The organism is Pseudomonas sp. W5-01, assembly GCF_046540435.1.
Taxonomy (GTDB): Bacteria; Pseudomonadota; Gammaproteobacteria; order Pseudomonadales; family Pseudomonadaceae; genus Aquipseudomonas; species Aquipseudomonas graminis_B.
Genome location: NZ_JAXCIP010000002.1, coordinates 434,959 through 459,704 on the forward strand (window position 1 = coordinate 434,959; position 24,746 = coordinate 459,704).

Annotated in this window: 23 protein-coding genes; 10 read left to right on the forward strand and 13 right to left on the reverse strand. The window is 61.2% G+C overall.

Annotated elements, in window-relative coordinates; translation table 11 throughout:
* The first annotated feature begins 17 nt into the window (after positions 1 to 17).
* From SLW75_RS07325 to pstB, 7 genes are all read left to right on the forward strand, one after another.
* Positions 18 to 2,075 carry a pyridoxamine 5'-phosphate oxidase family protein gene (locus SLW75_RS07325; RefSeq protein ID WP_410934040.1) on the forward strand — a complete coding sequence of 686 codons (2,058 nt, stop codon included), beginning with the start codon at positions 18 to 20 and terminating at the stop codon, positions 2,073 to 2,075.
* A gap of 29 nt (positions 2,076 to 2,104) precedes the next feature.
* Entirely contained in the window at positions 2,105 to 2,308 is a 204-nt protein-coding gene (locus tag SLW75_RS07330) for a hypothetical protein (RefSeq protein ID WP_410934041.1), read from the forward strand.
* 178 nt (positions 2,309 to 2,486) lie between these two features.
* Positions 2,487 to 3,377 (forward strand): class A beta-lactamase, encoded by an 891-nt coding sequence (gene bla, locus SLW75_RS07335; RefSeq protein WP_410934042.1) that lies wholly within the window; start codon positions 2,487 to 2,489, stop codon positions 3,375 to 3,377.
* 413 nt (positions 3,378 to 3,790) lie between these two features.
* The gene (gene pstS, locus SLW75_RS07340) at positions 3,791 to 4,810 is read left to right on the forward strand and encodes a phosphate ABC transporter substrate-binding protein PstS (RefSeq protein ID WP_192130204.1); all 1,020 of its coding nucleotides are present in this window, start codon (positions 3,791 to 3,793) and stop codon (positions 4,808 to 4,810) included.
* Positions 4,811 to 4,880: 70 nt separating this feature from the next.
* Positions 4,881 to 5,876 carry a phosphate ABC transporter permease subunit PstC gene (gene pstC / locus SLW75_RS07345; RefSeq protein ID WP_065988539.1) on the forward strand — a complete coding sequence of 332 codons (996 nt, stop codon included), beginning with the start codon at positions 4,881 to 4,883 and terminating at the stop codon, positions 5,874 to 5,876.
* Positions 5,873 to 6,751 carry a phosphate ABC transporter permease PstA gene (gene pstA, locus SLW75_RS07350; protein WP_065988538.1) on the forward strand — a complete coding sequence of 293 codons (879 nt, stop codon included), beginning with the start codon at positions 5,873 to 5,875 and terminating at the stop codon, positions 6,749 to 6,751. The genes pstC and pstA overlap by 4 nt, the downstream gene beginning before the upstream one ends.
* Positions 6,751 to 7,530, forward strand: a complete 780-nt coding sequence (gene pstB / locus SLW75_RS07355; RefSeq protein WP_065988537.1) for a phosphate ABC transporter ATP-binding protein PstB — start codon at positions 6,751 to 6,753, stop codon at positions 7,528 to 7,530. Before pstA ends, pstB begins: the two co-directional genes overlap by 1 nt.
* A gap of 97 nt (positions 7,531 to 7,627) precedes the next feature.
* Here the strand turns inward: pstB and SLW75_RS07360 are convergent, their stop codons facing one another.
* From SLW75_RS07360 to SLW75_RS07410, 11 genes are all read right to left on the reverse strand, one after another.
* Positions 7,628 to 8,551, reverse strand: a complete 924-nt coding sequence (locus SLW75_RS07360) for a LysR family transcriptional regulator (RefSeq protein ID WP_065988536.1) — start codon at positions 8,549 to 8,551, stop codon at positions 7,628 to 7,630.
* Between the two features lie 137 nt (positions 8,552 to 8,688).
* Entirely contained in the window at positions 8,689 to 10,299 is a 1,611-nt protein-coding gene (locus tag SLW75_RS07365) for a DUF2875 family protein (protein WP_410934370.1), read from the reverse strand.
* Positions 10,299 to 10,790, reverse strand: a complete 492-nt coding sequence (locus tag SLW75_RS07370) for an META domain-containing protein (protein WP_410934043.1) — start codon at positions 10,788 to 10,790, stop codon at positions 10,299 to 10,301. Before SLW75_RS07370 ends, SLW75_RS07365 begins: the two co-directional genes overlap by 1 nt.
* Positions 10,787 to 11,026: a hypothetical protein gene (locus SLW75_RS07375; RefSeq protein WP_410934044.1), complete on the reverse strand. Its 240-nt coding sequence runs from the start codon at positions 11,024 to 11,026 to the stop codon at positions 10,787 to 10,789. The genes SLW75_RS07370 and SLW75_RS07375 overlap by 4 nt, the downstream gene beginning before the upstream one ends.
* Positions 11,027 to 11,105: 79 nt before the next feature.
* Complete coding sequence (locus tag SLW75_RS07380; RefSeq protein WP_410934045.1) at positions 11,106 to 12,689, reverse strand: T6SS phospholipase effector Tle1-like catalytic domain-containing protein; 1,584 nt, start codon at positions 12,687 to 12,689, stop codon at positions 11,106 to 11,108.
* A 13-nt stretch (positions 12,690 to 12,702) separates the two neighbouring features.
* Complete coding sequence (locus SLW75_RS07385) at positions 12,703 to 13,176, reverse strand: DUF3304 domain-containing protein (protein WP_410934046.1); 474 nt, start codon at positions 13,174 to 13,176, stop codon at positions 12,703 to 12,705.
* A gap of 217 nt (positions 13,177 to 13,393) precedes the next feature.
* Positions 13,394 to 15,355, reverse strand: coding sequence for a T6SS phospholipase effector Tle1-like catalytic domain-containing protein (locus SLW75_RS07390; RefSeq protein ID WP_410934047.1), 1,962 nt, complete (start codon positions 15,353 to 15,355; stop codon positions 13,394 to 13,396).
* Positions 15,309 to 15,653, reverse strand: a complete 345-nt coding sequence (locus SLW75_RS07395) for a DUF3304 domain-containing protein (protein WP_410934048.1) — start codon at positions 15,651 to 15,653, stop codon at positions 15,309 to 15,311. Before SLW75_RS07395 ends, SLW75_RS07390 begins: the two co-directional genes overlap by 47 nt.
* Before the next feature lie 195 nt (positions 15,654 to 15,848).
* On the reverse strand, positions 15,849 to 16,181 hold the full coding sequence (locus SLW75_RS07400) for a DUF3304 domain-containing protein (RefSeq protein WP_410934049.1): 333 nt from the start codon (positions 16,179 to 16,181) through the stop codon (positions 15,849 to 15,851).
* A gap of 137 nt (positions 16,182 to 16,318) precedes the next feature.
* The gene (locus SLW75_RS07405; RefSeq protein WP_410934050.1) at positions 16,319 to 17,146 is read right to left on the reverse strand and encodes a DUF4123 domain-containing protein; all 828 of its coding nucleotides are present in this window, start codon (positions 17,144 to 17,146) and stop codon (positions 16,319 to 16,321) included.
* Positions 17,143 to 19,575: a type VI secretion system Vgr family protein gene (locus SLW75_RS07410; protein ID WP_410934051.1), complete on the reverse strand. Its 2,433-nt coding sequence runs from the start codon at positions 19,573 to 19,575 to the stop codon at positions 17,143 to 17,145. Before SLW75_RS07410 ends, SLW75_RS07405 begins: the two co-directional genes overlap by 4 nt.
* A gap of 342 nt (positions 19,576 to 19,917) precedes the next feature.
* Here SLW75_RS07410 and SLW75_RS07415 point away from each other — a divergent pair, with 342 nt between their 5' ends.
* The 3 genes from SLW75_RS07415 to SLW75_RS07425 are packed head-to-tail and all read left to right on the forward strand — an operon-like array spanning position 19,918 to position 22,787.
* Positions 19,918 to 20,718, forward strand: a complete 801-nt coding sequence (locus SLW75_RS07415; protein WP_065988535.1) for a glucose 1-dehydrogenase — start codon at positions 19,918 to 19,920, stop codon at positions 20,716 to 20,718.
* On the forward strand, positions 20,711 to 22,552 hold the full coding sequence (locus SLW75_RS07420; RefSeq protein WP_410934052.1) for a glycoside hydrolase family 15 protein: 1,842 nt from the start codon (positions 20,711 to 20,713) through the stop codon (positions 22,550 to 22,552). The genes SLW75_RS07415 and SLW75_RS07420 overlap by 8 nt, the downstream gene beginning before the upstream one ends.
* Before the next feature lie 25 nt (positions 22,553 to 22,577).
* Entirely contained in the window at positions 22,578 to 22,787 is a 210-nt protein-coding gene (locus tag SLW75_RS07425) for a DUF2945 domain-containing protein (protein ID WP_065988534.1), read from the forward strand.
* Positions 22,788 to 22,881: 94 nt separating this feature from the next.
* Here the strand turns inward: SLW75_RS07425 and SLW75_RS07430 are convergent, their stop codons facing one another.
* Both SLW75_RS07430 and SLW75_RS07435 read right to left on the reverse strand, forming a co-directional pair.
* Positions 22,882 to 23,943: an SDR family oxidoreductase gene (locus SLW75_RS07430; RefSeq protein ID WP_410934053.1), complete on the reverse strand. Its 1,062-nt coding sequence runs from the start codon at positions 23,941 to 23,943 to the stop codon at positions 22,882 to 22,884.
* A gap of 123 nt (positions 23,944 to 24,066) precedes the next feature.
* Complete coding sequence (locus SLW75_RS07435) at positions 24,067 to 24,549, reverse strand: DUF2938 family protein (protein WP_410934054.1); 483 nt, start codon at positions 24,547 to 24,549, stop codon at positions 24,067 to 24,069.
* Between the last annotated feature and the right edge of the window lie 197 nt (positions 24,550 to 24,746).

A 24,746-nucleotide genomic window follows, 5' to 3' on the forward strand; every position in this document is an offset into this window, starting at 1 on the left:
GCCAGGGAGTTCGCGCCATGAACGAGATTCGCACTGAAACGGCATCGCCATGGCATTCCGGCGAGCGCGCTCTGCAGGCCAAGGTCGGCGTTGCAGAGCGCATGGAAACCTTGGGCAAGCGCGTCATTCGTGACTACATGCCCGATCAGCACCGTGAGTTCTACGAGCACTTGCCGTACCTGATCATTGGCGCCGTGGACCCTGAAGGCTGGCCGTGGGCGAGCCTGCTGGACGCCCAGTCGGGTTTCATCCAATCACCCGATGCCAGGCGTCTGGACATCAGCCGACGCCTCGATGCCGAAGACCCGGCCGGCGCCGGATTCGCGCCGGGGGCGGCGGTGGGCATGCTCGGTATCGACCTGCACACCCGCCGTCGCAATCGCCTCAACGGGCACATCAGTAAGGTGTGGGAAAACGGTTTTTCCGTGAGCGTCGAGCACTCGTATGGCAATTGTCCGCAGTACATTCAGCTGCGGGCATTGAAGCAGGTGCCGCTCAAAGCTGTGGCGGAGCGTCCCCCTGTGCAGCGATTGACCGCGCTGGATGACGCCGCCATCGCCACCATTCGTGGTGCTGACACGTTCTTCGTCGCCAGCTATGTCGACCTTGAAGGCGCGCAGCCCCATCGATCGGTGGACGTGTCCCACCGCGGCGGCCAGACCGGGTTCGTGCGGGTGGACGGCGACGTGCTGACCATTCCGGACTTCGCCGGCAACCTGTTTTTCAACACGCTGGGCAACTTCCAGCTCAATCCCAAGGCCGGTCTGCTGTTCGTTGATTTCCAGACCGGCGAGCTGTTGCAAGTGGCAGGCACTGTCACGCTGGTGCTCGAAGGGCCGGAAATCGCGGCGTTCCAGGGCGCCGAACGGCTCTGGCAAGTGCGGGTGGAACAGGTGGCGCGTCGGCCGGCGGCGTTGCGCTCACGCTGGGCCTTTCAGGGGTGGTCACCGAACAGCCTGATGACCGGCGACTGGCAGCAAACCGCCGCCCGTTTGCAGGCCGATGCCCTGCGCGATCAATGGCGGCCCCTGCGGGTGACGCGGATCGAGGACGAAAGTGACGGCATCCGTTCGTTTTATTTCGGGCCTGCCGACGGCGCAGGGTTGCCCGCGTTCAAGGCCGGTCAGCACCTGCCGCTGCGCCTGGCGCTTGAAGGCCATACGCCGCCGGTAATTCGCACCTACAGCCTGTCCAGCGCGCCGTCCGACGGATTTTTCCGCATCAGCGTCAGGCGCGACGGACTCGCCTCGGCGTATCTGCATGATCAGGTGAAGGTCGGCGATCTGCTTGAGGCGCGGGCACCCCAGGGCCGTTTCGTGGTGGACCCGCAAGAGCGCCGGCCGTTGGTGCTGCTGGGTGCGGGCATTGGCGTCACGCCCATGCTGTCGATGCTGCGAGAGGTCATCTACGAAGGCAAACGGGTGCGGGGAGGGCGGGCGACCTGGTTCATCCAGAGTGCCCGTCGTCTGGTCGAACTGGCGTTTCGCGAAGAAGTGGACACACTCATTGCGAAGGTCGGCGATCAGTTGACCGTGATCCGCGTGCTGAGCCAGCCGGAAACGTCGGCGCGTGTGGGTGAAGATTTTCACCTGAGCGGCCGCATCGACCTCGATCTGCTCAAGGCACTGCTGCCGTTCGACGATTTCGATTTCTATGTGTGCGGGCCGGCCGCGTTTACCCAGGAAATCTACGACGGCCTGCGCGGGATGCACATTCGCGACGAGCGCATCCATGCCGAGACCTTCGGCCCGTCCAGCCTCAAGCGCAGCGGCGATTCCCAGGCGATCGCCTTTGAGCAACCACCCGCTGCGACAGAAGCGGTGCCGGTGGTGTTCGAACGTTCTGCCAAGGAAGCACGCTGGCGGCCCGGCGGTGGCAGCTTGCTGGAACTGGCCGAGAGCCGCGGTCTGAACCCGGAATTCAGCTGCCGCGTTGGATCCTGTGGCACCTGCAAGACCCGGCTCGTCAGTGGCCAGGTGCATTACCCGGTTCCGCCCGCTGAAAGGCCGGCGGCGGACCACGTGCTGATCTGTTGCGCAGTCCCGGCTTCAGGGCCGTTGGTGCTCGATCTGTAACCATCCATGCGTGTGCGGGAGAAAAGGCGATGAACCCATGGCCAGCGATCGAGAACGATGAAACCCCGATGCCCTATCAGGCCACCGAGCAGGAGATTTCCTGGTTGTTGCCGCAGTCGCTGGCGTCCCTGGCCGGCGAGCTTGCAGAAAACCACGAGCCCATCGACAACCCGGCGACCCTGCGGCTGTTCGTGTGGGTGCGGTCGGTGTCGGGATTCGACCGGCCGCGATAACGGCAACGGTGGGGCAAACAGGACGTTTGCGCTGCCAACGGTTGAAATGAAGCCGCGTCTGGTCGGATGATGTGCGCCGGTTTGCTCACCGTTCGCAGCGGCTCACCGGCGACTCATCCCATCGGGGTGAGTGCCGTGATCCGTGCGGCGCTCGTTGCCCTTCACAAGGACGTTCATCTTGATCACCCGCAGAACCCTCATCGGCGCGTCGTTGCTGGCCGTGCCCACGTTGTTGAGCCTTTCCTCACTGGCTGCCGAGCGTCGCGCCGGGCCGTCTTCCGACCTGGCCATTGCGCAGCAACTCGCCGAACTCGAACGTCGCCACGGCGGCCGCCTGGGTGTCGCCATGCTGGACACCTCCAGCCAGCGCCTGATCAGCCATCGCGGCGATGAACGCTTTGCCCTGTGCAGCACCTTCAAATGCCTGGCCGCCGCCTGCGTGCTGGCGCGGGTCGATCAAAAGCACGAAGAACTGTCGCGGCGCATCGCCTATTCCGCCGAGCAACTGGTGGCGTATTCGCCGACCACCGAGCTGCATGCGGGCGGGCAGGGGCTGAGCGTGGGTTCGCTGTGCGAGGCGGCGATGACGCTGAGCGACAACACCGCGGCCAACGTGCTGCTCGACAGCGTGGGCGGTCCCGAAGGGTTGACCGCCTGGTTGCGGTCGATGGGGGACACGCAGACCCGCCTCGACCGCCGTGAGCCCGAACTGAATGAAAACCGGCCGGACGACCTGCGCGACACCACCACCCCCGTCGCCATGTTGCAGACACTGAACATGCTGGTGCTGGGTGAAAAGCTGACGCCGGCCTCGCGGGATCAGCTGACGGCGTGGCTGGTGAACAACCAGACCGGGGACAAGAAGCTGCGCGCCGGGGTCCCTGTCAGTTGGCGTGTGGGCGATAAAACCGGCTCCGGGGCCAACAATGCCAGCAACGACGTCGCCGTCATCTGGCCCGGCGAGCGGGGTCCCATGCTGGTCACGGCCTATTACACCTGTTCCAAGGCCAGCGGTGATCAGATCAACGCGCTGATGGCAGACATCGGGCGACTTGCCGCAGCGATGTAAAGGCTGGCTTTCGAAAGGATTGGGACGGGCCGAAAAATCTCGATACACATTGCTTCGATGAATCAGCCGTGCGCAGCCTACCGGTCGTCTCTTCCCACGCCCGATGACGGCGCTGGGCAGGTCTTAGGCCGGGCCTGCTGCGGCCGATGTTGCGCTCAATGGCCGAAAAACGCCTTTCTTTCACGCCGATGTATGGCGCATTGATATTAAATTCCCTCCGCTAGACAACTTCAGCCTCGGCCAGCAAATCCGGGCACTTCAGATTTACACGCTGTAAGAAATGGCTGACAGACGCCTCCGTTTTTGCGCGCGGTCTCAAGACTGTCATCAAACAGAAATGTTTCCGGTTTTAAATCTGCCTCGGGTCTTTAACTGTGACCACACACACAAAATTCTCTTGTTGAGGTATTGCCGTGATTCTGCTGACTAAAAAACGCCTGTCGCTTCTGATGGCTTCGATGTGCCTGTCGGGTATGGCACACGCCGTTGATGTGACTGGCGCTGGTTCGAGTTTCGTATTCCCGGTTATCTCCCAGTGGTCGCAGGACTACAGCAAAACTGCTGACAATCGCGTCAACTACCAGTCGATCGGTTCGGGTGGCGGTATCGCCCAGATCAAGGCTGCCACCGTTGACTTCGGCGCGTCCGACGCCCCGATGTCCGCGGAAGACCTCAAGGCCGGCGGTCTGGGTCAATTCCCAAGCGTGATCGGCGGTATCGTTCCGGTCGTCAACCTGGAAGGCGTGAAAGCCAACGACGTGAAATTGAGCGGGCAGGTCCTCGCCGACATCTTCCAGGGCAAAATCACCAAGTGGAACGACCCTGCGATCGTCAAACTGAACGAAGGCGTGAAACTGCCTGAAACCAACATCACCGTCGTTCACCGTTCGGACGGCTCGGGCACTTCCTTCAACTTCACCAGCTACCTGACCAAAGTCAGCGACGCATGGAAATCCGGTCCAGGCACCGGCTCCGCCGTTCAATGGCCAGTGGGCGTGGGCGGCAAGGGCAACGAAGGTGTGGCGGCTTACGTAAAACAGATCAAGGGCTCGATCGGTTACGTTGAATACTCCTACGCCACCAAGAGCGATATCGCTTTCACCCAATTGCAAAACTCGGCTGGCGAGTTCATCAAGCCTGACGCCAAAGCCTTTGCCGCAGCGGCCGACACCGCCGACTGGGCCAACGCCAAAGACTTCAACCTGATCATGACCAACGCGCCGGGCAAGACGGCATGGCCGATCACCGCGACCACCTGGATCATCATGTACAAGCAACCGAAGAACGCCGAGAAAAGCGCGGCTGCTTTCGACTTCTTCAAATGGTCCCTGGAAAAAGGTCAGAGCGCCGCTGAAAAACTGGAATACGTACCTCTGCCTGCATCGCTGGTCAGCAAGATCGAAGACTACTGGAAAACCGAGTTCACCAAGTAACTCGACGTAATCCGGCTTACCCCTGCCACCGAGCGCTCGATGGCAGGGTTTCCTTGCGAGTGGACCTACCATGACTGATAACACCCAATACATGTCCGCTGTGATTCCGGATGCAATATCCGAGAGCGAAAAACGCGCGGCCCGCGATCACCGACACGACGCCTGGTTTCGGCGCACGATGCTGGGAGCGGCTCTGTTGGTGCTGCTGTTGCTGGCGAGTATCGCCGGCTCGACACTCTGGGGCGGTGCCCTGGCATTCAAGACGTTTGGCTTCGAATTTCTTACCAGTACCGAATGGGACGTGGTCAACGGCAAGTTCGGCGCGTTGGTACCGATCTACGGCACGCTGGTCACCTCCTTTCTCGCCCTGCTGATCGCCGTTCCGGTGAGCTTCGGCATCGCGGTTTTTCTGACTGAAGTCGCACCGCCCTGGTTGCGCATGCCCATCGCTTCGGCGGTGGAGCTGCTGGCGGGCATTCCTTCGATCATCTACGGCATGTGGGGCCTGTTCGTGTTCGGCCCGTTCATGGCCCAGTACATGGCCCCTTGGATCAACGACAACCTTGGCGCGCTGCCGCTGATCGGCCCGGTGTTTCAAGGCCCGCCCCTGGGCATCGGCATGCTCACCGCCGGCATCGTGCTGGCGATCATGATTATCCCGTTCATCACCTCGGTCATGACCGAAGTGTTCCGCAGCGTGCCCATCGCCCTTAAAGAGTCGGCTTACGCCCTGGGCGGCACGACGTGGGAAGTGGTCTGGGACATCGTCCTGCCTTACACCCGCTCGGCGGTGGTCGGCGGTGTGTTCCTGGGTCTGGGCCGTGCGCTCGGTGAAACCATGGCGGTGACCTTCGTATTGGGTAACGCGCACCAGTTCTCCGCATCGCTGATGATGCCGAGCAGCTCGATTGCTTCGGTGATTGCCAACGAGTTCAGCGAGGCCTACACCGACCTGCACCGTTCTGCACTGATCGCCCTGGGCTTCCTGCTGTTCGTGGTTACCTTCATCGTGCTGGCGATCGCCCGTCTGATGCTCTCTCGTCTGTCGCGCAAGGAGGGTCTATGAGTAAGGCCGATAACGAAAACCTGTACCGCTCACGCGCCATCAAGAACAGGATCGCGATGGTCCTGAGTTGCGCCGCGACGGCCTTCGGCCTGTTGTGGCTGGTGTGGATTCTGCTGACCACGATCGTCAACGGATTCGAAGCGCTGAACCTGCGGCTGTTCACTGAAATGACCCCGCCACCGGGCTCGTCCGGCGGTCTGGCCAACGCCTTCTACGGCAGCATCCTGATGTCCGGCATCGGCCTGCTGATCGGCACGCCGATTGGTTTGATGGCCGGTATCTGGCTGGCAGAGTTTGCCCGCAACACCAAGCTGGGCAACGCGGTGCGCTTCATCAACGACATTCTGTTGTCGGCGCCGTCGATCGTGCTCGGTCTGTTCGTGTACACCGCGGTGATCCTGCCCCTCAGCGCCGTGACCAACCACCAGGTGGGTTTCTCCGCCATCGCCGGCGCTCTGGCCCTGGCTCTGCTGGTGATCCCGGTGGTGGTGCGCACCACCGACGAAATGCTCCAGCTGCAACCGTCGACCATGCGCGAAGCCGCGCTTGCGCTGGGTGTGCCGCAATGGAAGCTGACGCTGCAGATCGTCCTGCGTGCCGCCAAGGCCGGCGTGGTGACCGGCATTCTGCTGGCGCTGGCGCGCATCACCGGCGAAACCGCGCCGCTGCTGTTCACCGCCTTCGGCAACCAGTTCTGGAGCAGTGACCTGCTCAAACCGATCGCAAGCGTGCCTGTGGTGATCTTCCAGTACGCGATGAGTCCGTTCGATGACTGGCACTCCCTGGCCTGGGCCGGCGCCTTGATTATGACCATGTTTGTGCTGGTACTGAGCCTCAGTTCCCGTCTTCTCCTTTTGCGCAATAGGGCGTCCTGATGAACAACCTTTCCCTCGCCGACGAAAAAACCAAAATCCAGGTACGCGGTCTCGATTTCTACTACGGCACTCAGCGTTCGCTGAAGTCGGTCGACATGATCATCCCCGAGAAGCGCATCACCGCGATCATCGGCCCGTCCGGCTGCGGCAAGTCCACGCTGCTGCGCGTGTTCAACCGCATTTACTCGATGTACCCGAAGCAGGAAGCCAAAGGCGAAGTGATGCTCAACGGTGAGAATATTCTCGCCCCGGGCTACTCGATGAACCGCCTGCGCAGCAATGTCGGGATGGTGTTCCAGAAGCCGGTGCCGTTCCCGATGTCGATCTACGACAACATCGCCTACGCGGTGCGCCACCACGAGAAACTTTCTCGTCGCGAGATGGAAGAGCGCGTCGAGCAGGCCCTGCGCGGCGCGGCGTTGTGGGATGAAGTGAAAGACAAGCTCAAGCAGAGCGCCCAGAGCCTGTCCGGTGGTCAGCAACAGCGCCTGTGCATCGCCCGCACCATCGCGCTGCGCCCGCAAGTGCTGCTGCTGGACGAACCGACTTCAGCCCTCGACCCGATCTCCACCGGTCGCATCGAACAGCTGATCACCGAGCTCAAAGAGCAGTTCACCGTGATCATCGTCACCCACAACATGCAACAGGCCGCGCGCTGCTCGGACTACACCGCGTTCATGTTCATGGGCGAACTGATCGAACACGGCGACACCGACACCATCTTCACCAAGCCATCCAAGACCCAGACCGAGGATTACATCACCGGTCGTTTTGGCTGATTGGGAATATGGCTGGGGTCTTCCCGGTTAAAGCCGGTCCTATGGCGGGATCGCGATTTGTCTGTAGGACCGGCTTTAGCCGGGAAGGGGGCAGGCGCTACCGCGCAGAGCTGGTAGCGCTTGAATCCCCCATGAACGCCTCCAGCCGCTTGCGCAGCCAGCGTTCGGCGGGGTCGGTGTCCATGACGCTGAGCCAGACCATCGACAGCTCCAGATTCGGCGTCACGAACGGCAGCGGCTCACCGCGCAGACCGGTCCGGGCCATGGCACGGGTCAGGTGATCCGGCAAGTTGCACAGCAGATCCGTCCCCTCCATCAACGCCGGCAATGTGCTGTATTGCGGCACCGACAGTACGGCGGTGCGCTTGCGCCCGATCGCCGCCAGCCACTCATCCGCAAAGCTTGAAATGTTCGCCACGTGGGAAACCACGACGTGGGGCCGGGTGCAGTATTCATCCAGGGTGATTGGCTCGGGCGAAGAATCGGCCCGCACCACCATCGGCCGCATGATGCGCAGCATTTTTCGCTTGGCATTGGCCGGCAGCTCACGGGTCAGGCAGACGCCGACGGTGATGTCGCCGGACATGAGCAGCTCCGAAACATTCCAGAAATTGACCTGCTTGATCACCAGCACGATGCCCGGCGCTTCTTCACGGATCGCGCGCAGCATCGGCGGCAACAGGCTGTATTCGACGTCATCGGACAGCCCGATGCGGAAGGTCATGTCGCTGCTGGCCGGATCGAATTCCCGCGTGAGGCTCAGGGCCACGGACATGGCGTCCAGCGCCGGCGACAGGTGACTGATGATCTCGTTGGCCCGCGCCGTGGGTTCCATGCGGTGCCCGACGCGAATGAACAGCGGGTCGTTGAACAGCGCACGCAGGCGGTTGAGGGCAGCGCTGATGGTGGGTTGGCCGAGGAACAGCTTCTCGGCGGCGCGGGTCACGTTACGCTCTTGCATCAAGGTTTCGAACACCACCATCAGGTTGATGTCGGCCTTGCGCAGCTCATTGCGATTCATACATCGTCCCCGTTACCCGACATTCTTCACCCTGCTGTAGAGGTCTGCGACAGATGGACGCAGTTTATGGAGCACGGTCGTTCGGCGTCCAGCCTTCTTGGCTGAAGCCAGTCCACCCAGCTGAGTGCGCCGCCTTTTCAACCATCCCCGGCCGCTTCGGCGTTGCGCTGATTTTGTTTTTTGCACTGGGCATCGGGCGGGCGCACCATCTGCACGGTGATGCTTTGATCCTCGCCGGCATACATGACCGCGCTGATGCCGCCGCTCTCATAACTGGCGACGGTGGCGACATTCAGCAGCAGCAACGTGCTGCCGACGCCGGTATCGCCCACGCGCAGCCCTAAGTCATAGACGTCGCCGGAATGCTCAGGAGCAAGGCCCTGACCCGCGCGGTTCAACTCAGCCAGCGCTTGCAGGAGCATCGTGTTCAAGCCGGGCAGTTGGCGGCTGTCGTAAAACACCCGCACCGGGCGCTCGTCCACGGGCAACGAATTCAGCGCATGAATCCAGCCGTCCTCCAACATCCGGAGGTTATGCGCGGTGGCCGCAGCGCCCGCGGTCGGGCGGGTCGCCACCTTGATCGGCCGATGCAGATAACCCCACACCGGAGCCGCGTTGTACGCCTCCAGCTGGAACCGTCCCCAGCGCACCGGCAGCCACACACTGGGTTCAAAATAAGGGCCGTCGTCTTCATAGGTTTTCAAGAAATCGCGCAGGTGCGCGTGCCAATAGTCGGTCGGCATCGTCCTGGGGATGATCGCGGCCGGCTCGCCCGCAGCCGTCTTCGCCTGTTGATATTCCATGGCATAGGCCTTGTCCGTCTGCCAGAAGAACGTCCACAGCCTGCCCGGCGCCGTTCGCATGAATGCCTCTCCAGTAGGGGTGTCGACGGAGGTACGCTCCAGTCCTGACACGCGGTTGCTCAGCAACAGCGCGGCGGTGTTGGCGGTGGGGGAATTGTCGGTTTCGGCCGAGCCACCTTCCTCGTCGCTGACCAGCAGGGCCTGCGGTACCCGGCGATGCTTCTCCATGAACGCAAACAGGTGCTCGATCATGGCCTGGGTTTTGTCACCCCGCTCGGCGAACTGTGTCACGAACTGGCTCTGTCCGAGAACGGCGGCGTTGCGACCTTCGTTGATCATCCATGCGGCGCTGACCTGTTCGTTGGCAGGGCGCAGTGAGCCGACCACAAACGTCGGGATCGGCCAGAACGTCACGGCGTAGGCGGCGGAACCGCGAAACGCGGCGCGTCGAAGCGGGAAGAGCCAGTCCCGGGTGGTGTAGTCATGGGGCGATGCCGTGGGCGCGATGGGGACTGTCTGCTCGCCACTGCTCAGCGAGGTCCATATCTGCTTCAGCGTAATGCCATGCATGCCCAGCCCGGTGCCTTGAATATCGAGAGCCCAACTCAGTTGCGCTTCGCCGTAGAGCCACTGACGGTGGGCCTCGGATTCTGCGTCGCAGCGACGCTCGCACAGCATGAACTTGATCAAGCTATAGGCCATGAAGAGGAAGGCAAGCGCCAGAACGATCCAGATACAGCCGTTCCAGGCTAGCTGCTGCATGTCCCGCACTGGCGATCCGCTGGCAGCCACACTGCGTGCCACTGCAAAGAGAAAAGCGAGCCACAGGCCGATCAGCAACGCCAGCACACGAAGATAGCCTCGTGGCCATAGGAATTCAGGCGGGTTGATCACGCGTCGGGTCTTGATCACGGGTCGTCCAGTTTGGGTGTCTTGAATATCCATCACCACATGTCCTTTTCCGGCTGGCGGAACAGCAGCACGGCGGTGACGCTGCCATCGGTCATCAGCTCCAGACGGGCGTCGTCACTGGCCAGGCGATACGTGGTCACGCCGCGCAACGCCTGGGCGAAGCGGTCACCGACGTGATCGAAGCGCGGGTTGTGACAGCGCGAGCCGGTCAGGGTGACGTCCTCTACCAACAGCCGCTCGCCTTCGACGCGGTAGTGCCCGTCGACCTGCTGGCAGCCAGCGAAGCCGATCAGCGTCTGGTCTTCGGCCTTGAAGATCACGAAACCCACATGGCTCTCCTGGGGAATATCGGTAAGGGCATAGGGCGTTCCGCCCAGGTCTAGTTGAGCGAGTTTCCAGACGGTGGTTTGCAGCGGTCGGGATTTATCCGGCGCCGGTTCCGGCTCTTTTTGGCAGCCTGCCAGGCAGGCCATCAAGGCGGCCAGCGTGAGGAAGAATCCTTGCGACAGTCCTTTGTGGTTCATGCGCTTCTCCTGAGGTCAACAATGGATCGTCTTGGTTTTGCGGCCGGTGGGGCGTAAGGCGCGTAGTGCACCCGAGCGCCGGCGAACACCTGTCGCAAGCGCAGGTAACTCCAGTCTTCGCGGCGGCCGGAATAGCGGTTGAGCAGGTCGCGGCTATCGCTCACGCCGTCCACGCTCGTGCCGGGGTTGGCATCGTTGAAGATGGCCGGCTGGCCGGCGCGGTGCAGGCGCAGCATTTCGCGAGCCGGCCCACTCAGAGGGTCACGAGGGGGAACGGTCGGGACCACGGATTTGCCCTGCATCACGGCGCGCTCGTCAGCTTTTTTGCTGGGCGCGCCACGCCGTCAACGCCTGCTGGTACTCGTGGTCCTGACGTTCCAAAGACTCGTGCAACACCCGGCGTTCATCGTCGGTTTGGGGATCGGTGAGCACGAAATGCGCGCGGGAGTCATGCACGTACTGCTCAAGAAACAGGCCGACCTCAGGGTGCAGGGCAGGGGCGTGACGCCATTCCAGGTGAAAGCCTTTTTCCAGGGGCGAGGCCAGGCTGTACTGCAGCTTTTCGAGGTATTTTTGCCGCTGGGTGTCGTCGCTGAACGCCTGGATACGCTGATGCAACTGCCGATTGGCCTCGATCATATCCACCCGCTCCTGATCGCCACTGGCGCGAATGAAGGAGAGCTGACTGAAATGCTCGTCGGCGATGACCTGCTTGCGCCAGCCCAGGTACAGCTTGCGGTGGGCGAGGAAGTGATGGGTGACGGGCGCGCCGGTTTGCAGGGCGGTGAGCTGGGACATGTAGGTGTCGAAGCTGTCTTGGAGTTCGGGGGAGATGGCGAAGTCGTCCGACAGATCGCCGCGCACTTTTTTGTCGAGGCTAATCAAAGGCACGCCAGCTTCAAGCGCTCGCTCATACATATCGTTAAGCGGAATTTGCGACAGCTTGTCAGCGGTGGAATGGCGCATGCTGCCGTCGGCCTGTTGGGTACCTTTACCCTGATCTCTGAGACCGTAACCGCCGCCGACATCGGCGTGCATGCCGGGGTAGACGATCTCCAGACAGTTGGGCGTATAGGTCTCACCGGCGCGAATCAGGTCCACCGGGAAAGAGGCACGGTTTTCATGGGCGGCGACCATGTGCACGCATTGCTCTACGCACGGTGGAATGGTCAGCAGCGATTGATCGCCCCAGTATTGGTGGCCGTCCACCGGAAGGGGGTAGGCGTCGGCCAGTCCGACTGAGGCGACGGTGTCGAACAACCCCATGAAGCGGACGCGCAACGGGATGCCGCAGAAGGTGCTGTCGTTGTTGCCGAAGTGCTTCAGCAGTTGATTGAGAAATGAGCGCGCGGCGGTTGCGCCCCTTGAGAAGCCGAACAGGTCGAGGGTGATTTCATCGATCTTCGGGCCGCCGATGCGGGGGATCAGCATGGTGGTGATCTGGTCGCGCCAGCGAGGGATTAAATTGTCGTTCTTGACGGCGTGGGCTATGGACTGAGGATTTTCATCCACCAGATATCGGCCATATGCGGTATCGGCCACACGATTGGCGACAAACAGCATCGCGTAGCGAATACGGCGATCGCCCATTGCCCCTGCTTTAGCTCCGTCTGGATGAGGCACCGGCTCGCCGATTTCGGGGAAGCTTGTGCCTACTCCCTGTAGGTACAGTCGGTATATACATTCCTCTTCTTTATCAAGCGCTCGATCAAAAAGTCTGGCGATGTTGCTATGAGATTGGCTTGGCTTATCTACATCTTTACTGTTTCGAGTGCCATCGAAATAGATCGAAAAACTGAGTTTAAGCCTGCATGGAAATTCAGCGGTTGGCTCAAATAGCTTTGGAAAAAATCTATATGATGCGGGCGCTTCTGATGGACGCCAGCTGAGATTGCTCATTCTTTGAATCCTTTCACTTATAGAAGTCTTTTTTTGGATGGCCAGGGCCGGGGTAGTCTGGGTTTCGTGGCGATAACATGCTCGGGATGATCAATACATCATCGTTCTCCAGAATATGAAGGTGCGTAGCTCCCGACTTGTCGTAGGGATGCACCAACACATCTTTTTCGGTCCATCTGCAATTCTTTCCATAAGGTTCACAACGCCTCCATTTAACGCGAACCGTTAATCCCAAGTGCCAAGGTGCAGGAAGACTGAGCGCGCCAGAGACGGTGCTTCCTCCCGTACCCGCAGCGCCAACCCAATTCCCATCGACATAAACCGGCCGTACAAAGGTATCGCTCATGTCGTGGTCCATGGGAATCACGCTGCTCCCGAAATACAGTTTCTTGATAACAGGCTCAGGCCGTGGGTATTTCACATAATTAACCACTGCGATCAATATCGCAGCCCCGCCCAGAAACATGCCGAGGTTGATTTTTTTCATCGGCGGGCTCACTGCTCTTCGTTGGTGTTATTGCACGCCTTACTTATATCGAGCCGCAGCCAATACTTGAAATTCCGCTGAAGCTTATCGGTGGGGCAGGGCCTGTTTTTGAATACGGTACGGCCGTCAGTTAAATAAAGTAGTTGAAAAATCTGGTATTTCATTTCATGCATCCTTTCATCATCAGCAAGGTCCTATTTGAATGAACAAAAACGGGTCATGCGCTTCTCCTGAGGTCAACGATGGATCGTCTTGGTTTTGGAGCCGGTGGGGCGTAAGGCGCGTAGTGCACCCGTGCGCCGGCAAATACCTGTCGCAGGCGCAGGTAGCTCCAGTCTTCGCGCCGGCCGGAATAGCGATTGAGCAGGTCACGGCTGTCGTTCACGCCGTCCACGCTCGTGCCGGGGGTGGCGTCGTTGAATATGACCGGCTGGCCGGCGCGGTGCAGGCGCAGCATTTCGCGCCCCAGGCCACTCAGAGGGTCGCGAGGGCGAACGGTCGGGACCACGGATTTGCCCTGCATCACGGCGCGCTCATCGGCCTTTTGCTGGGCGCGCCACGCTGTCATTGCTTGCTGGTACTCGCGGTCCTGCCGCTCCAGAGACTCGTGCAACACCCGGCGCTCATCCTCGGTTTGCGGATCGGTGAGCACGAAGTGCGCGCGGGAGTCATGCACGTACTGCTCAAGAAATAGACCGACTTCGGGGTGCAGGGCGGGGGCGTGACGCCATTCCAGGTGAAAGCCTTTCTCCAGCGGCGACGCCAGGCTGTACTGGAGCTTCTCGAGGTATTTTTGCCGCTGGGTGTCGTGGGTAAAGGCCTCCACGCGATGACGTAACTGACGATTGGCCTCGATCATGTCTACCCGCTCCTGATCGCCACTGGCGCGCACGAATGACAGCTGACTGAAATCCTCGTCGGCGATGACTTGCTTGCGCCAGCCCAGGTAGAGCTTGCGGTGGGCGAGGAAGTGATGGGTGACGGGTGCGCCGGGTTGCAGGGCGGTGAGCTGCGACATGTAGGTGTCGAAGCTGTCCTGGAGGTCGGGGGAGATGGCGAGGTCGTCCGACAGATCGCGGCGGGCTGCCTTATCAAGCCTCCTCAGTGGCACGCCAGCTTTCAGCGCTCGCTCATACATATCGTTAAGCGGAATTTGCGACAGCTTGTCGGCGGTGGAATGGCGCATGCTTCCGTCGGCTTGTTGAGTACCTTTGCCCTGGTCTCTGAGCCCGTAGCCGCCGCCGACATCGGCGTGCATGCCGGGGTAAACGATCTCCAGGCAGTTGGGCGTGTAGGTCTCACCGGCGCGAATCAGGTCCACCGGGAAAGAGGCACGGTTTTCATGGGCGGCGACCATGTGTACGCATTGCTCGACACAAGGCGGGATGGTCAGCAGCGACTGATCGCCCCAGTATTGGTGGCCGTCCACCGGAAGGGGGTAGGCGTCGGCCAGTCCGACTGAGGCGACGGTGTCGAATAACCCCATGAAACGCACGCGCAGGGGGATGCCGCAGAAGGTGCTGTCGTTGTTGCCGAAGTGCTTGAGCAGTTGATTGAGGAACGAGCGTGCGGCGGTGGCGCCTCGGGAGAAACCGAACAGGTCGAGGGTGATTTCATCGATCTTCGGGCCGCCGATGCGGGGGATCAGCATCGTGGTGATCTGGTCGCGCCAGCGGGGGATCAGGTTGTCGTTTTTTACGGCGTGGGTGATAGATCTAGGGTCTTCGTCGACGAGTAACTGATTGTTAGCAACGTCGGCAACCCTGTTAGCTATATACAACATTGCATAGCGAATACGCCGATCCCCCATCGAGCCGTCTTTAGCACCTTCCGGATGTGGTTCCGGTTCACCGATTTCAGGGAAGCTTGTTCCTACACCCTGGATATAAAGCCGAAAAATACAGTCATCCGGCTCTTCAATCGCAAGATCTGCCAGCTTGACAACATTACTTTGGGAACTGGTAGGTTTATCCATGTCTCTGTTGTTACGCGTGCCATCGAAATAAATAGAGAAGTTCAGTTTGAGCCTGCACGGGAATTCTGTGCTTGGTGCAAATAGTTTCGGAAAGATCATATATGACTCAGGTGCTTCTGAAGGCCGCCAGCTCAGGTTGTTCATTTGATGATTCCTTTCATTTGTAGAAATCCTTTTTAGGATAACGAGTTCCAGGATAGTCATGATGTCGAGGCGAGATCATGCTTGGGATGATGAGTACATTATCGTTTTCCATAATATGAAGATGAGTAGCTCCCGTTTTGTCGTAGGGATGTACCAAAACCTCCTTTTCAGTCCATTTGCAATTTTTTCCATAAGGTTCACAGCGTCTCCATTTAACTCTCCCGGTAAGTCCCGGGTGCCAAGGTGCAGGCAGTCTCAGGGCTCCGAGCACAGTGCTACCAACGGTCGCGGCTTTACCAACGCCGCTACCGTCCAGAAATACAGGTCTAACAAATGTGTCGCTCGTATCGTGATCCATGGGAATTACGCTGCTCCCGAAATACAGTTCCTTAACAGCCGGCTCAGGCCGTGGGTATTACGCATAGCTGATAACTGCACTTAATATCGCGGCTCCTCCCAAGATTGTGCCTAGATTCATCCGTTTCATGATGCACTCGTGTGATGGAGTGCAGGCAGTTCTCATCCATTTAACGATGTTCACGGATAAAGCCTTTCATTTGTCAAAGTTTTTAATAGGATATTCAGGGCCAGGGTAATCAGGGTGGCGGGTACCCAACATGCTGGGGATAACCAATACGTCGTCGTTCTCAAGAATATGAAGGCGAGTACCGCCCGAATGGTCGTAGGGATGAACCAAAACATCTTTCTCAGTCCATCGACAGCTCTCGCCATAAGGTTCACACCGCCTCCACTTAACCCTAACCGTCAAACCCGGATGCCATGGCGCCGGCAGACTAAGCGCCCCTAAAGAAGTACCGCCGCCTCTCCCTGCTTCACCAACTCCCGACCCATTAACAAACACCGGCCGCACAAACGTATCGCTCATGTCGTGATCCATCGGCGTCACGCTGCTGCCGAAATATCGCGTTGTCGACACTGGCTTCGAAGGCGGCATCAACCCCCACCGAGCCACTCCGATCAGCACCACGGTCACGCCCCAAAACACCCCCAACGGCGCGCGCTTCACAGGGTCAACTTCTCTGGCCCCATGTCCTCCCCAAGCGCCTCGGACAGTGCACTGCCGGTCAATCGCTGTTCCACCGCCCCCAACCCCGCCCATCGCTGCGCCGCTGTAGCGCCGGTACGCAACGCCCACACCACAAACTGCCCAAGGTCGTTTTCAACCGCATACCCCGCAGCGGCCGCTTGGGCCAGCACACCCTGCACCGTGGCATGACGGCTCTCCCGACAATTTTTGATCGAGGCGTGCAAATCAACCGTGGTCTTGAGCTCGTGGATCAACCGATCCGCCGCTGTCGCCAGACGCAAACGTTGCTGCTGCACGGCATCCAGCGCCGTCGACACCGGCGTCAACATCTCCTGCTTGTCGGGCAGGGCGAGCAGCCGACCCATGCCGTTGCGGTCGCCGTAACACCAGGCCTGCCAAGGCTGACAAAACGCGGTGCGCTGGCTGTGGACCCACACGCTCATCAGCGCGGTGAGCGCCCGACCATCCGCCAGCCGTTGCCAGGTTCTGGCGGTCGGGTCCGGGCCGCGCATCCAGTGCAGCAAATGCTCGCGCACCGCGTCCATCGGCAGGGCGCTCGCCAGCCAGTTGACCCTGCGTGCGCAGCCATCGATGCCCAGCGTTGCGGCACGCTCCGGGGTCATCAACCAGGGCCCGAGGGCTTGGGCCGCCCTGGAATAGTCGGCGAACAGCGACACCGCGCCGTCAGGGTCCCGCGCCAGTCGTTCGCCAAGCCGTTGCTGCATGGCCCCGTCGAGCAAGATCACGCTGCTCAGCGCTTTGGCCTCGACCAGAGCGGTATAGGATTTCGGCAGCGCGTTCACAGGGTCACCTCGGCGGCGCCGTTCAGTGCGGCCTTGAGCAGGCACTTCAGGCAGATCGGATCGCCGGGTGGGGGCATCGTCACCGAGACCCGATCGGTTTTCGGGCCCGTCCAGTGGTAGGCGCTGGCATGGGTTAACACCTTAGCCTGTGTGCCCATCTCGATGCCGCCGCCGATTTTGATGTAGCTGCCGTCATCAGCGACGAACCGCAGGCTGGGCGCGCTGATGACCACTTCCCCCTGCTGCGCGCAGATCTGCACGTTTTGCTGGGCAGTCAAGGCGATGTCGGCGTGCTGGGCCTGAACGCGCACCGCGCCGCGATTGGCAATGGCGCTGATGCCTTGATCCTCGGCAAACAACGCGATGCCTTGCCCGGCATTGAGGCGCGTCGCCTGTCCGCTGGTGACCTGCACATGGCGGCGGGCGAGGGTATCGTGGTTTTCCCCGGCGACCTGCAGGTGGGAGGCCGGCGTTGCGCTGACCGTCCCGGCGACAGCGGCAATCGCCAGCACAGGATCGCCGGACAGGGCGCTGTCCGGTTCCGGCCACTGTCGCAGCGATTGCTGCAGGCCTTCGAAGCCTTGTTCGTCGATGGGTTGGCTGCCCTGAGCGCCTGCTGTTTGCCCGAGCGCCTTGAACAACTCGCCGCATTCCGCGAGCAGGTCGAGCAGCTCGCGCCGATCCAGTTGCGCGCCGTTGGCCTGGGTGCGCGCGTAGGTCGTCAGCAACATGCCTTGGGCGGCGCGCAGGGCGATGGCGGCGTCGGTGCGCAATTCCGCGCCGTCGCCACGGGGTCTGGCGCTGCCCCGCACACGCGGGGTGGTCAGTTTGCCCAGGTTCAGCGCCGTGGCCTGATGAGTGCTGGCCAGCCGCGTGCGCAGTTCGCCGCAGGTGTCGTCGAACAGCAGTTCGTTGTAGCCCCGGCCGCTGTGCTCACGACTCTTGATGCCCGACAGCGCCTTGTTGCCGGGCAGGCCGGCCTCGCCGCTGAAATACGGATGGGCGTGGGTGCCGTTGTACATCACGCCGGTCACCACCGGCCGGTCTACGTCGCCGGCAAGGTGTTGCACCAACACTTCCTGACCGATACGCGGCACGTACTGATGGCCGAAACCCGTGCCGGCGCTGGGCATCGCGACGCGCAGCCAGGCCGTGTCCTCAGCGTCCTCGCGCGGCGCCCTGTCCGTGGTGTCGGCATGCCGCTGCCAGTGAAAGCGCACGCGAATCTGCCCCAACTCGTCGGTGAACACTTCATCGCTTTTCGGCCCGACCACCACGGCGGTCAAAGGCCCGGAAATGACTGGTCGCGGCACCGTCAGCGTCGGGCGAAAGGGGATCGTGCGGCGGATGCAGCTGAAGGTGTTGCTGTACTCGGCGGGCTTGGTTGACAGGTAATTGTTGCGGCCTTGATCCTCGACGCTGAGCAGCAGGAAACAGCGTTCCTCCCGGGCGCCCAGGTCATGGTCGAAATGCTGAGTGAGCTCGAAGGTGAAGCCCGCGCGCAAACTGCGGCAATTGCTGGCGCCAGTAAAGCCTTTACCCGAGCCCTCATGGGCTTCGATGCGCCGGCGCAGCAGCGTTTCGCCCGCCACGTAATCACGATGGGAATAGGGTTGCGTACGGTCGTAGATCTCCAGGGGCGGCACATCTCCCTGCCGATTGAGGCTGACCATGCTCACCGGCATCGCGTTGGCGGGCTGTTTGTAATCGTTGGTCTGCAGGCTGATTCGGGTGGATTGCAGCTGCCGATGGGCGCTCCACTGGGTGATGGCGTCTTCGGGTTCGGTGACGGACGCGCGGTGGTAGCGGATGCGCGGCTGCTCCGGCAATTCGGCCAATTCCTGTGAGCGGTCGGTGATCACCAGACTGTGGCCGTCGGCGTTGTGCTCGAAGTAGAAAAATAACCCTTCGTGTTCGAGCAAGCGCAGCACGAAATCGAGATCGCTTTCGAAATACTGAGTGATATAGCTGTGCGGCTTCAGCTGATCGAACAGCCGAAGTTCGAAGCTTGCCACCGAGCCGTAAGCGGCGAACACAGCGCGGAGAATGCCCTCAACGGTTTTCTCCTGAAAGATCCGCGAATCCTGACGTTGGCTCAGCAGCCATAGCCATGGACTTAACGTCGCCGAGTAGCGACACAGCCCGCCGTCACTGCTGACCATGCTGAAGCGGCTGATACAGCCGTCTATGAAGCGCACACCGCCGTCCGCCAGCTCGATCTGCAATTGCGCAGGCGTGCCGATCAGTGACTTCAGCTCAATGTGGGCATCCTGGGCGAGCAGTTCCAGCTCGTGGGTAAACAACTCCGACAGTGCTTCGCGGCCGGTGAATGAATCGAGCAACAACTCCTGCTCGCCGTGAAGAACGGTTTTGAGGGTGATCAGGCGGCGGTTCTGAGGTGAAAAGATATCGGCCAGTTTGTTGAGCATGCGGTCTCCTGCGCCCGGCCCCTGATCGTCGGATCGTCAGGCGAGCGATATCGGGTTCATTGCATCCATGCAGGGCGTTGAGGGATGAAAGGTGGCGGGCGGCAGTCAATCATCTCGTTTGGTGCGGGGATGTAGGCCGATTCTGGGCGCGGCGTAGGGGTGATCGGGTTTGTTACGGGGACATGCCTTACAAACTGCTCTTGATCAAAGGCGTTGTAGAACGTGTCACCTCCTTCGCTGCCAGGGCATTCAAATGAGCACAGGCAATGCGCTTTTCCCGATGAACTTCAGCAGAACCCCATGAGTCAGCATTAAAACGCTCACCATGAGGCTCCACATTCCATGCAGATTTCCTTGAAAGGCCAGGTCGCCCTTGTCACTGGCGCCAGTTCAGGACTGGGTGCTGGCGCGGCCAGAGGGCTCGCAGCGTCAGGCGCGGCAGTGGTCGTCAACTACCACTCGCAGCCCGAACCCGCGCAGAAGCTTGCGCAAGAAATCATCGACGCCGGCGGCCAGGCCATCGCCATAGGCGCCGACGTGTCCAACGAGCAGGACGTGGAGAAATTGTTCGCCGAGACCCTCAAGGCGTTCGGCCGCCTGGACATCCTCGTCGCCAATTCCGGGCTGCAGAAGGATGCCGCCTTCGCCGACCTGACCCTCGAAGACTGGAACACTGTCATCAACGTTAACCTCACCGGCCAGTTCCTCTGCGCCCGCGCTGCGGTGCGGCAATTCGCCAAACAGGACATCCGCCCCGAGGTGTCCCGCGCCCGGGGCAAGATCATCCACATGAGCTCGGTGCATCAGGTCATTCCCTGGGCCGGCCACGTCAATTACGCCGCTTCAAAGGGCGGCGTCGATCTGTTGATGCGCAGCATTGCGCAAGAGGTCGGCGAGCAGCGCATCCGCGTCAACAGCGTTGCGCCCGGGGCGATTCGCACGGCCATCAACACCAAGGCCACCAGCGGCGACGCCGAGAAGAAACTGCTGGAGCTGATTCCCTACGGTCGCGTGGGCGAGGCCGATGATGTCGCCAATGCCGTTGTCTGGCTGGCGTCGGATGCGTCCGACTATGTGCATGGCACGACGCTGTTCATCGACGGTGGCATGAGCCTCTATCCGGAGTTCCGCAACAATGGCTGAACACTCTCCGATCCCCGATGAACAAGAGCCCCAGAACGCCATCGAAGACCACGGCATCATCGGCGACATGCGCAGCGCCGCGCTGGTGGCCGACACCGGCAGCATCGACTTCTGCTGCTGGCCCGATTTCGACAGCCCGAGTATTTTCACCGCGCTGCTGGACACCCCTGACGCAGGGATTTTCCAGCTGGCGCCGATCTTGCCGGATGCCCGTCGCCAGCAGCTGTATCTGCCGCAAACCAACGTGCTGATGACACGCTGGATCGCCAAGGACGCGGTCGTCGAGGTCACTGACCTGATGCCCATTGCGTCCGAAGTAGACAGCCTGCCGCGCCTGATCCGCCGCATTCATGTTCGTCATGGCCAGGCCGCGGTGCGCATGCTCTGCCGGGTGCGCCATGACTACAGCCGGGCTGACACCACCGCGCAGATGGACGGTGAGGACATTCGTTTTGAGGCCCAAGGCCAGCCTGCCATGCGTCTGGCGGCGACCACCGGATTGATGCTCGAAGGCCAGGCCGCAGTGGCAGAGTTCGAGATGAAGCAGGGCGATGTGGTCGAGTTCATGCTCGGCGGTGCCGACGATCCGCTGGTCAAAGCGACCAATTGCGATTGCGATCTGAAAAACACCGTCAACTACTGGCAGCACTGGAGCCGGCACTCCAACTACCGCGGTCGCTGGCGTGAAATGGTCAACCGCTCGGCCCTGGCGCTCAAGCTGCTGACCTCGCGCAAGCATGGCGGTATCGTCGCTGCGGCGACCTTCGGCCTGCCGGAAGAAGAGGGCGGCGAGCGCAACTGGGACTACCGCTACACCTGGATCCGCGACGCCTCATTCACCGTCTACGCCTTCATGCGCCTGGGGTATACCGAGGAGGCCAACGCTTTCATGCACTGGGTCCGCGACCGCATGGGCGATTGCTGCGAGGACGCCAACAAGCTCGGCATTCTCTACGCCCTGGACGGCCGCGAAGAATTGCCCGAAGAAGAGCTGGATCACCTCAGCGGCTACGGCGGTGCGTCGCCGGTGCGCATCGGCAACGAGGCCTACAAGCAGACGCAACTGGACATCTATGGCGAGCTGCTTGACGCGGTGTACCTGGCCAACAAATACGGTGAGGCCATTTCCCACGAGGGCTGGAAGCACGTTACCCGGCTGGTGAACGAGTTGTGCGAAACCTGGAACAGCAAGGACGTCGGGATCTGGGAGATGCGTGGCGACGACCAGCATTTCCTGCATTCGCGGCTGATGTGCTGGGTCGCCCTGGACCGCGCGCTTCGCCTGTCGCTGAAACGTTCCCTGCCGGCACCCTTCGATCGCTGGGACAAGGCGCGCCAGGCCATCCATGACGACATCTGGGACAACTTCTGGGACGCCGACCTGGGCCATTTCGTCCAGCACAAGGGCAGCAAAAACCTCGACGCGTCGATGCTGCTGATGCCGCTGGTGCGCTTCGTCGGTGCCAGCGATCCCAAGTGGCTGAAAACCCTGGAGGCTATCGAACGGACGCTGGTGCGCGACGGCATGGTGTTCCGCTATCGCAATGACGATGACCACCAGGATGGCCTTGAAGGTGAGGAAGGCGCGTTCGTGGCCTGTTCGTTCTGGTACGTCGAGTGCCTGGCCCGCGCCGGGCGGGTGGAGCAGGCGCATCTTGAGTTTGAACAACTGCTGCGCTACGCCAACCCGCTGGGTCTGTACGCCGAGGAGTTCGACGCCCACGGCCACCATCTGGGCAACACGCCGCAAGCCCTCAGCCACCTCGCGCTGATCAGTGCGGCGAGTTTTCTGGACCGCAAACTCGAAGGCAGCCAGACCCTCTGGCAGCCCTGACTTCCGGCATTAAAGGAGAAAATCGATGGCTCATGCATTCAAGGTCGGTGACCACGTGCGCTGGAATTCCGAGGCCGGGCACGTCGTCGGCAAAGTGACCAAGGTGCACACCAAGGAGGTGGAGTTCATGGGCCGTCATCGCCATGCCTCACCCGATGCGCCGCAGTACGAGGTCAGGAGTGACAAGACCGGCCACCTGGCGATGCACAAGGAGGACGCGCTGGAAAAGGCGTGAGCTTCGCTTCTTCGCTGTCGAGGGGATCCGGATACGAAAACGCAGCGATGATGGTCATCATCGCTGCGTTTTTTTGTGGCGGTGATCGGTGCCGTTACGGAATCAGGCGCTGTGCCCGCAACGTATCGAACACGTCAAAGAACGCCTGGTCGCTGGCTTGAAACGCGTTAAAGCCCAGGGCTCGGCTTTTCGACATGTCGGTCACCACTTCGATCGGGCGGCCGAGGTCGGCATCGGTGTGCCATGGCGAAATGAGGCGCGTGATGTCGGCTTCTTTCAGACCGTGAGTGCGGACCAGTTCGTCCCATGCGGCCTGATCGTTTGCCATCTGCTCTTCCAGTGGGGAAACCTTCTCCGGGAATTCGGCAGGGTGCACACCGAAGTATTCGGCGATCTGCCCCCACATCCACTTCCAGCGAAACACGTCGCCGTTGGTGATGTTAAACGCCTGGTCCGCCGCAGCGGGCGTGGTCGCCGCCCACAGCTGCTGCTTGGCCAGTTGCCGGGCGTCGGTCATGTCGGTGAGGCTGTCCCACTGCATGCGAGAGCCGGGGAACACGAACGGGCGGCCGGTCGCTTTGCAGATCGACGCATACACCGCGAGGGTGGTCGCCATGTTCATCGCATTGCCCACCGCGACGCCGGTGACGGTGTGCGGACGGTGCACGCTCCAGGTAAAGCCATCGCGTTTGGCGGCGGCAAAGACTTCATCTTCCTGGGCGTAGTAAAAGTTTTCGATGTCCAGCCGACCCTGGGACTCGCGGAACGGGGTCTGCGGCAGGGTGCCTTTGCCGTAGGCTTCGAACGGGCCAAGGTAATGCTTCAGTCCGGTGACCAGCGCGACATGTTTGACGCTCTTCGCCGGGCTCAGGGCGTCCAGCACGTTGCGCACCATGGCCGCGTTGACGCGAATGTTTTCGGCTTCGGTCGCCTGACGCGACCAGGTGGTAAGGAAGACGTGGCTCGGTTTGAGGTCCGCGAGGGCCTGCTTGACCGATGCCGGGTCTTGCAGATCCGCTGCGACGGGGATCACGCCCGGCGTTTGCGAGGGACGGCGGGAAAGGGCGGCCACCTGCCAACCGTTATCGAGCAACAGGTGAGTGGTTGCGCTGCCGACGATGCCGCTGGCGCCGACGACCAAGGCCGTTTGAGTCATGGGGGTCTCCTGATTGATCGAGTGGAACGGGCTTCATAATCATGCAGCCCTCAGGTTTCAGAACGGCAGCGGCGTCGATAGGTTCACCGCGATTGGCCGGGTGCGACCTCACACCGCGCTTGATCACCCGACCAGTCGCGCCGCGCCATACATGCCGATGGCAAAGATTATGTGCCCGACCACGTTTTGCAGCCGCGCCACGGTCGGCTGCGGTGCCTTGTTGCAGGCGACCCCGACACCCATGCCGGGCTGCAGGATGAACCAGCCGGCGCCGACGGTGACCAACCCGACGATCAGGGCCGGCAGGAAGGTCGGCCCATGCGCCCATTGCACGCCCCAGATGAATAACAGCGCGGCGGCGAACAGCACGCCGACGGTGTAATGCATAAACCAGCCAATCGCCAGTTCATTGGGGACGGGAGGGGAAGTACCGATGCCATTGCGGTGCACGAACTGTCCCTTGGGCATCCCGGCAAACCAGCGCCCGACGAGGTGCCAGGGCGGGGTCGGCAAACCCAGCATAGCTTTCAGCAACAACGCCCAGAGATCCAGCAGCGCGGTGCCGCTCATGCCGATGAGAATTGCCAGGTAAATGAATTCGAACATGTCCGTCCCTGCGTCGATGGGCGAGTGATGGGCGGACACGTTAGCAGTTTTGTCAGAGAAAGCGCGCCGGTTGACTGAACGCGACGCCTTGGTGGGACCGGCTTCAGCCGGGAAGAGGCCCGCATTAACACCGTGAGATTTGCAGTGTGACATCTGACGCCTTCCCGGCTAAAGCCGGTCCCACATTAACGGCCGCT